This window comes from Rhizobacter sp. P1_G5, assembly GCF_056405435.1.
Genome location: NZ_JBFUCB010000237.1, coordinates 1 through 8,442 on the forward strand (window position 1 = coordinate 1; position 8,442 = coordinate 8,442).

Consider the following 8,442-nt stretch of genomic DNA (forward strand, 5'->3'; position numbering starts at 1 on the left):
CTCATCGCCACTGTTTGACCACAGCGAACGCAGTGAGCGGAGGGAGTTTGGCGATGCACCCCCGAAGCCGAGCTTCTTCGTGGAGTCGGCGCCCCCCAGGGGCGTCGACCGCCTCGGCATGAGCCCCCAGCCCAGTCCCTCACCCCCCGCGCGACGCGCCCGCGCCAAGCAAACTAGAAATTCATGTACTGAGGCGCCTTGCCATCCTTCGCACGCACACCAGCGAACCGCGCCGTCAACCGAGCCTGCAGATTCACCGGCAGCGGCGCAAACCCCGTGCCGCGCGTCAGGTCGTCGCCGTGCATCAGGCACCAGTACAGGAATCGCATGCCCTGCGCGGCGCGCTCGGCATCGGCCGGCTCGGCGTCGAACAGCACGAAGCTCGTCTGCGTGATCGGCCACGCGCCGCTGGCCGGGCGGTTCATCAGCGACGCGAGGTCGTTGCCGGCGCGCGAGACATCGCTGTCGAGGATCGCCGCGCGGAAGCCCGCCTCCGATGCCGCCACCGCGACGCCCGCACCGTTGACCAGCCGCACCGCCGCAAGCCCGTCCTTCACGACGCGGTCGTAGCTGACGTAGGCGATGCCACCCTCAGTGCCGTCGAGCGCCTTCACCATGCCGTCGTTGCCCTCGGCCGTCGCGACCTCGCCCGGCCACTTCGGCGCCTGGCCGGCACCGATCTCGGTCTTGAAGGCCGGCGACACCTCCGACAGGTAGCGCGTGAAACCCTCGGTGGTACCGGAGCGGTCGGCACGCACGATGCGCTGGATGCGCAGCGCAGGCAGCGCGACGCCCGGGTTCTGCGCCGCGATGCGTGCATCGTTCCACTTCGCGATCCGCGCGGCCATGATGTCGGCCAGCACCTCGCCCGACAGCTGCAGCCGGTTCGCGCCGATGCCGGGCAGCTTGACCACCGGCACGATGCCGCCGATCAGCATCGGCACCTGCACCAGCTTGCGCTTCGTCAGTTCGTCGGCGGGCAGCGGCGAATCGCTGCCGCCGAAGTCGACCGCGCGTGCGCTGATCTGCTTGACGCCGTCGCCCGAGCCGGTCGCCTTGTAGGTGACGGCGGCACCGGCGTTCTGCTGCTCGTAGGTCTTGGCCCAGCGTTCGTAGATCTTGGACGGGAACGAGGCCCCGATGCCGCGCACCTGCGCGATGGCGTTCGTGGCAAGGAGGGAAAGGAGGCCGGCGAGGGCAGCATGGCGAAGGCGTGTGGTGGTCACTTCGGAAAAGCCGTTGGTTACTGCGAGGGCGCGACGATACATCGGTCGCGTGACAGTGCGTGAACCCGACAGGGTGGGCGTCGCGAAGCGTGAACTGCTTCGCACCTGATCAGGCTTCAACACGCTGTTACCCGGCACACGGTCACGTAACGGGTCGCCATGGAAGACTTCTGCACAAGGGAGCCCGAGAGGTGGCCTCAAGCCGGCTGCAAAACGGCCGAACTTGCATGGACCACTTCCACATGTTGTTGGAGCCTTGAATGGACCTGGAAACCTCTGTCGTCGACTCGCAGACCCTGCGCCGCCACCTGATGGCACCGAACCCGATGCAGCGCGCGATCGCACTGCACGCGCTGGAGGTCGAGGTCGAGCGGCTGCCGGCTGGGGACCGCTCACTCGGCAATGAAGTCGAGAAGTTCGTCTCGCGCGGCATTCCGTTCTATGCGCTGAACGATCCGCACTATTGCAGCTGGGTCGGCAAGGCCGCCTCCTACTGGGACAAACTGCACGCCTGACTCTGATGCTCAGCCGTAGATCGGCCTGAGCATGCAATGCAAGACATAGGCGGCGCCGCCCACGGCCGTTGCGAGTGACCCATACCGCGCGATGCGGATCTGCGGCGGCGCAATGCCCGCCTCGGTCGCGAACTGCTGCACCGCCGCCAGCGCCGGGTCGAGGAACTCGTCACCGCGCTCGACCGTCTCGCCGCCGAGCACGATCACCGTCGGGTTGAAGGTCATCCACACGTTCTGGATCAGCACGCCGAGGTAGGCGCCCGCGCGCGCCACGTCGTCGGGCGACCGGATGTGCCGCGCGCCGATCAGCGCCTCGGCGCAGCCGCGCCGCCCGCATGAGCACATCGGCCCGCCGAGCTGCAGGATCGTGTGCCCGACCTCGCCGGCCAGTCCGCTCGCGCCGCTGAACAGCCGGTCGTTCAGCACGATGCCCGCGCCGACGCCGATGCCGCAGCTCAGGAAGATCAGCGGATCGTCGGCTGGCCCCTCGCTGAACTCGAACTCGCCGATCGCCGCCAGGTCGGCCTCGTTCTGGTAATAGATCGGCACGCCTTCCAGGCCCGCGGCCGCCGCCTCGCCCGACAACCGCTTGCCCAGCTCCACGTCGCGCCAGCCGATGTTCGGCGCGAACTTCAGCACGCCAGCCCGCTCGTCGACCGCGCCCGGCAGCCCGACCCCGATCCCCATCAGCCGGTAGTTGCGCTCCTGCACCTGCGCCGCGAGCGACAGCACCTGCTCGATCAGCTGGTGGCAGGCCAGCTGCGGCTCCAGCGAGCGCAGCGGCGTACGCATCGACTCGATGACCTCACCGTTGATCGTCACCGCCGCGGTCTGGATCGCGTCGATGCCGAGCTCGGCACCGATCAGCGCCAGCCGCTGGCTGTTCAGCCGCAACGGCTTCGGCCGCCGCCCGAGGCTGCCGGTGTGCTGCGCCTCCTCTTCGAGCAGCCAGCCCTCGTCGATCAGCTCCTTCGCGAGGATGCTGATCGTCGACTTGGTCAGCCCGCTGTGCGTGGACAGGTCGGCGCGCGACAGCCCGGGCTCCTCGCGCAGCAGGCGCACCAGCGCCATCCGGTTGATGCGTTTGACAAGGTGCTGGTCGCCGGTGAGTGTCATGCGGGCATTGTCGCCACCGACCCGGCCGGATTCGCCTTCGGGAAAGCGCGGGGTGCATTTGTTTGTTCGATGAACTAAAGTGGCGGGCGTTGCCCCATCGGGGCCTTCTTTGACCGCCACCATGTACCTCGGAATCGACCTCGGCACCTCGGAAGTCAAGGTTCTGCTGTTGCAGGACGATCACCGCATCGTGGCCACGGCCGGTGCGCGGCTGACGGTGTCGCGGCCGCATCCGGGCTGGTCCGAGCAGGATCCGGCCGACTGGTGGGCGGCGACCGAGGCGGCGGTGGCCGCGCTGCGGGCCGAGGCGCCGGCCGAGTTCGCGCGCGTGCGCGGCATCGGGCTGTCGGGCCAGATGCACGGCGCGACGCTGCTCGATGCCGACGACGCGGTGCTGCGCCCCGCCATCCTGTGGAACGACGTGCGCTCCGCGGCCGAGTGCCTGGAGCTGCAGCGCCGCCTGCCGGCGCTGCCCGAGATCGCCGGCAACCTCGCGATGCCGGGCTTCACGTCGCCCAAGCTGCTGTGGGTGCAGCGCCATGAGCCGAAGCTGTTCGAGCGCACGCGCTGCGTGCTGCTGCCCAAGGACTGGTTGCGCCTGCAGCTGACCGGCGAGAAGGTCAGCGAGATGTCCGATGCGGCCGGTACGCTGTGGCTCGACGTGGCGCAGCGCCGCTGGTCGCGCGAGCTGCTGGCGGTGAGCAACCTGAGCGAGCAGCGCATGCCGCGGCTGGTCGAAGGCAGCGCGGTGTCGGGGCAGCTGCGCGACGCGCTGGCCRATGCCTGGGGCCTGCCGCGCGGCATCCCGGTGGCCGGCGGCGGTGGCGACAACGCGGCCAGCGCGGTCGGCATCGGTGCGGTGCGGCCGGGCGAGGGCTTCATTTCGCTCGGCACCAGCGGCGTGCTGTTCGTCGTGACCGACCGCTTCCGCGCGAACCCGGCCTCGGCGGTGCACGCGTTCTGCCATGCGGTGCCCGGGCGCTGGCACCAGATGAGCGTGATGCTGTCGGCCGCGAGCTGCCTGAGCTGGGTCACCAAACTCGTCGGCGCGGCCGGCGAGGGCGCGCTGCTGAATGAAGTCGGCGCGCTCGATGCGGCCGGCCAGGCGGCCGCGCCGCTCTTCCTGCCCTACCTTGGCGGCGAGCGCACGCCTCACAACGATGCGACGGCGCGCGGCGTGTTCTTCGGCCTGTCGCACGACACCACGGCGGCGCACCTCGGCTGGTCGGTGCTCGAAGGCGTGGCCTTCGGCATGCTCGACGGGCTGCATGCCTTGCAGGCCGCCGGCACCGAGGTGGGCCCGCTGACGATCGTCGGCGGCGGCTCGCGCAGCCCGCTGTGGGCGCAGCTGTTCGCCACGCTGTACGGCGTGCCGGTGCGCACCGTGCATGGCGGCGAGGCCGGCGGGGCGCTCGGCGCCGCGCGCCTGGCGTGGCTGGCCACCGGCGGCAGCGAGGCCGAGGTGTGCCTCGCGCCCGCGCTGAACACCGAGTACCTGCCCGAGCCCGCCGCGCGTCGCGATGCGCTGCTGGCCCGCCACGACCGATTCAAGTCGCTTTACCCGACGCTGCGTGCCGCCTTTGCCGCAGCCTGACCTTCACCAGGAGACATTGCCATGACAGAGTTCTTCAAAGGCATCGCGCCGATCAAGTACGAAGGCCCCGAGAGCGACAACCCGCTCGCCTTCCACTGGTACGACAAGGACCGTGTGGTGCTCGGCAAGCGCATGGAAGAGCAGCTGCGCTTCGCCGCCTGCTACTGGCACAGCTTCGTGTGGGACGGCCGCGATCCGTTCGGCGGCGACAGCTTCCAGCGCCCGTGGCACCAGATCGCCGATCCGCTGGAGCAGGCGCGCGTGAAGGCCGATGTCGCATTCGACTTCTTCAGCAAGCTCGGCATCCCGTACTACTGCTTCCATGACCGCGACGTGGTGGCCGAAGGCAGCACGCCGCGCGAGAGCGTCGAGTGGCTGCGCCGCACCGTCGACCTGCTCGGCGAGAAGCAGCAGGCCACCGGCGTGAAGCTGCTGTGGGGCACGGCCAACCTGTTCTCGCACCGGCGCTTCATGTCGGGCGCGGCGACCAACCCCGACCCCGAGGTGTTCGCGATGGCGGCGCTGCAGGTCAAGGAGGCGATGGACGCCACCGTGCGGCTGGGCGGCGCCAACTACGTGATGTGGGGTGGCCGCGAGGGCTACGAGACGCTGCTGAACACCGACCTGAAATCGGAGCTGCAGCAGATGGGCCGGCTGCTCGCGATGGCGGTGGACCACAAGCACAAGATCGGACTGAAGGGGCCGATCCTGATCGAGCCGAAGCCGCGCGAGCCGACCAAGCACCAGTACGACTTCGACGTCGCCACCGTCTACGGTTTCCTGAAGACCTACGGCCTCGAGAACGACGTGAAGGTCAACATCGAGGCCAACCACGCGACGCTGTCGGGCCACAGCTTCGAGCACGAGATCGCGACCGCGGCGGCGCTCGGCATCTTCGGTTCGGTCGACATGAATCGCGGCGACATGCAGTGCGGCTGGGACACCGACCAGTTCCCGAACAACCTGCCGGAGATGGCGCTGGCGATGTTCCACATCCAGCGCGCCGGCGGCTTCACGAGCGGCGGGCTGAACTTCGACGCCAAGGTGCGGCGCCAGTCGATCGATGCGGAAGACCTGTTCCACGGCCACGTCGGCGCGATGGACCTGTGCGCCCGCGCGCTGCTGGCGGCCGAGCGGATGATCCAGGAGGGCAGGCTCGAATCGGCGGTGCAGCAGCGCTACGCCGGCTGGCGCGGCGCGTTCGGCCAGCAGGTGCTGAAGGGCGAGCTGACGCTGGACGCCGTGGCGCAGCGCGTGCTGGACCGCAACGCCGACGTGCAGCCGAAGTCCGGGCGGCAGGAGGCGATGGAGAATTTGCTGAACCGCTACGTCTGAGCTCCCCCGACACCGCTCGTCCTGAGCCTGTCGARGGGTCGGGCTGAGCTTGTCGAAGCCCCGCGACAATGCCGCATGGACCGTGTCGAAGCAGTGGTGGTGGGAGCCGGCGTCGTCGGGCTGGCGGTGGCGCGTGCGTTGGCGCTGCGCGGCCTGGAGACGCTGGTGATCGAGTCGCAGCCCTCCATCGGCACCGGCATCAGCTCGCGCAACAGCGAGGTCATCCACGCCGGGCTCTACTACCCGCCCGGGTCGCTGAAGGCGCGGCTGTGCGTCGAGGGCAAGCACCTGCTCTACGCGTTCTGCGAGTCGCACGGCGTGGTGCACCGCCGCTGCGGCAAGCTGCTGGTGGCGACCGAGCCGTCGCAGCTGACCGGGCTGCAAGCCTTGCAGGTGCAGGCGGCGGCGAATGGTGTCGACGACCTGGTGCCGCTCGACGCAGCGCAGGCGCGCACGATGGAGCCGGCGCTCACCTGCCTGGCGGCGCTGTGGTCGCCGTCGACCGGCCTGATCGACAGCCACGGCCTGATGCTCGCGCTGCAGGGCGAGCTGGAGCGGCGCGGTGGCATGGTGGCGCTGGCCTCGCCGGTGCGGGCGCTGCAGGCGGGGCCAGGCGAGCACGTCATCGAGGTCGGCGGCGAGCAGCCGATGGAACTGGCCGCCCGCATCGTCGTCAACGCCACGGGCCTGTGGTCGCCGGCGCTCGCGCAATCGACCTCGGGCCTGCCAGCCGGGGCGCAGCCGGCGGCCCGCTTCTGCAAGGGCAACTACTTCTCGCTGGCCGGCCGCGCGCCGTTCTCGCGGCTGATCTACCCGCTGCCGAACCGGGCCGGCCTGGGCGTGCACCTGACGCTGGACCTGGGCGGTCAGGCCCGCTTCGGGCCCGACGTGCAATGGCTGGCTGACGACACGCAAGACCCGATCGACTACACCGTGGACCCGGCGCGCGCCGACGCCTTCTACGCCGAGGTGCGCCGCTACTGGCCCGCGCTGCCCGACGGCGCGCTGCAGCCGGCCTACAGCGGCGTGCGGCCCAAGCTCGCCGGGCCGGGCGAGCCGGCGGCGGATTTCCGCATCGACGGGCCGGCCGAGCACGGCGTGCCGGGGCTCGTGAACCTGTTCGGGATCGAATCGCCGGGCCTGACCGCCAGCCTCGCGCTGGCCGACGAGGTGCTCAGCCGGCTGGGCGCCTGAGCTTCACTCGGCGGGCGCGTCGCGCCACTGCCCGTCCAGCAGCACCTCGTGCGGACGGAAGTCGGCCTTGTAGGCCATCTTGTCGCTCTCGGAGATCCAGTAGCCGAGGTAGACGTGGCGCAGCTTCAGCAGCCGGGTCTGCTCGATCTGCCACATCACGTTGTAGATGCCGTAGCTGGTGCGCGGCTCGGGCTCGTAGAAGGTGTACACCGCCGACAGGCCGTCGTTCAGGATGTCGAGGATCGACACCATCTTCAGCGCGCCCATCCCGTCGGGCGCCGGCTCGCGGAACTCGACCAGCCGCGAGTTGACTCGGCTTTGCAGCAGGAACTGGGTGTACTGGTCGATGCTGTCGTTGTCCATGCCGCCCCCGCTGTGGCGGCCGGCCTGGTARCGCAGGTAGAGCTGGTAGTGCTCCGGCAYGAAGCACAGCCGGAGCACGCGCGCCTGCAGGCCCTGGTGCTGCTTCCAGGCGCGGCGCTGGCTGCGCGTCGGCTCGAAACCCGCCACCGGCACGCGCAGCGGCACACAGGCGCGGCAGCCGTCGCAGAACGGCCGGTAGGTGAACATGCCGCTGCGCCGGAACCCGTTGGAGACCAGGCCCGAGTAGGCGTCGGCGTGGATCAGGTGGCTGGGTGTCGCGACCTGCGAACGCGCCATCCGGCCGCCCAGGTAACTGCACGGGTACGGCGCGGTGGCATAGAACTGCAGCGAGGCGAGCGGAAGCTCTTTCGGATGGGTCACGAACCAGGTCCCTGCACGGGCGCACCGGGATCCAGCAGCGCCCACATCGAGGGATCATAGGACCATTCCCGCACCGGGGGCTCCCTGAGTCTGGGGGGCAAACCGGTTTCGAATTGTTCGCGTGGAATCTCCCGCGCCCCCAGTGACGCCAGGTGACCGGTGCGCTGCTGGCAGTCGATCAGCGTGATGCCGTTCGCCCGGCAGAACGCGACCAGGCCCGACACCGCGATCTTCGACGCATCGGTGCGGTGCGAGAACATCGACTCGCCGAAGAACATCCGCCCGAGGCACACGCCGTACAGGCCGCCCACCAGCTGCCCGTCGATCCAGGTCTCGAAGCTGTGCACCGCGCCGAGCGCATGCCAGCGGCAGTAGGCCTGCACCATCTCCGGCAGGATCCAGGTGCCGTCCTGGCCCTCGCGGGGCGTGCCGGCGCAGGCACCGATCACCGATGCGAAATCGCTGTCGATGCGCAGCTCGCAGCCGGGATCGCGCGCGAAGCGGCGCAGCGTCTGGCGCAGCGAGCGCGACAGCTTGAATTCGGCCACCGGCAGCACCATGCGCGGGTCGGGCGACCACCACAGCACCGGCTGGCCCTCGCTGTACCACGGGAAGATGCCGTGGCTGTAGGCCTCGGTCAGGCGCTCGGGCGTCAGCTCGCCGCCGGCGGCCAGCAGCCCGGGTGCGTCCGAGCCGGGCGGCAACGCCTGGCGTGTAT

General features: G+C 70.0%; 8 protein-coding genes. 4 read left to right on the forward strand and 4 right to left on the reverse strand.

What is annotated here, in order from left to right; all coding sequences use genetic code 11:
* Positions 1–173 precede the first annotated feature (173 nt).
* Positions 174–1,226 (reverse strand): phosphate ABC transporter substrate-binding protein PstS, encoded by a 1,053-nt coding sequence (gene pstS, locus AC1D12_RS17130; protein ID WP_477826390.1) that lies wholly within the window; start codon positions 1,224–1,226, stop codon positions 174–176.
* A 260-nt stretch (positions 1,227–1,486) separates the two neighbouring features.
* Here pstS and AC1D12_RS17135 point away from each other — a divergent pair, with 260 nt between their 5' ends.
* Entirely contained in the window at positions 1,487–1,741 is a 255-nt protein-coding gene (locus AC1D12_RS17135) for a hypothetical protein (protein WP_047506047.1), read from the forward strand.
* Between the two features lie 9 nt (positions 1,742–1,750).
* On the opposite strand, the gene AC1D12_RS17140 is transcribed toward AC1D12_RS17135, so the two are convergent.
* A complete protein-coding gene (locus AC1D12_RS17140) occupies positions 1,751–2,857 on the reverse strand; it encodes an ROK family transcriptional regulator (protein ID WP_052211844.1) in 1,107 nt (368 codons plus the stop codon).
* 121 nt (positions 2,858–2,978) lie between these two features.
* Between AC1D12_RS17140 and xylB the strand changes: the two genes are divergently transcribed.
* The 3 genes from xylB (at position 2,979) to AC1D12_RS17155 (ending at position 6,980) form a co-directional block, all read left to right on the forward strand.
* Positions 2,979–4,451 (forward strand): xylulokinase, encoded by a 1,473-nt coding sequence (xylB, locus tag AC1D12_RS17145; RefSeq protein WP_477841738.1) that lies wholly within the window; start codon positions 2,979–2,981, stop codon positions 4,449–4,451.
* A gap of 21 nt (positions 4,452–4,472) precedes the next feature.
* The gene (gene xylA, locus AC1D12_RS17150; RefSeq protein ID WP_047506051.1) at positions 4,473–5,786 is read left to right on the forward strand and encodes a xylose isomerase; all 1,314 of its coding nucleotides are present in this window, start codon (positions 4,473–4,475) and stop codon (positions 5,784–5,786) included.
* A gap of 75 nt (positions 5,787–5,861) precedes the next feature.
* Positions 5,862–6,980, forward strand: coding sequence for an NAD(P)/FAD-dependent oxidoreductase (locus AC1D12_RS17155; protein WP_477825125.1), 1,119 nt, complete (start codon positions 5,862–5,864; stop codon positions 6,978–6,980).
* A gap of 3 nt (positions 6,981–6,983) precedes the next feature.
* Here AC1D12_RS17155 and AC1D12_RS17160 read toward each other — a convergent pair whose 3' ends face one another.
* Positions 6,984–7,724 carry an arginyltransferase gene (locus tag AC1D12_RS17160; protein ID WP_477841740.1) on the reverse strand — a complete coding sequence of 247 codons (741 nt, stop codon included), beginning with the start codon at positions 7,722–7,724 and terminating at the stop codon, positions 6,984–6,986.
* The coding region (aat, locus tag AC1D12_RS17165; protein WP_477841742.1) for a leucyl/phenylalanyl-tRNA--protein transferase at positions 7,721–8,442 on the reverse strand (722 nt) is incomplete at its 5' end. The genes aat and AC1D12_RS17160, both read right to left, overlap by 4 nt.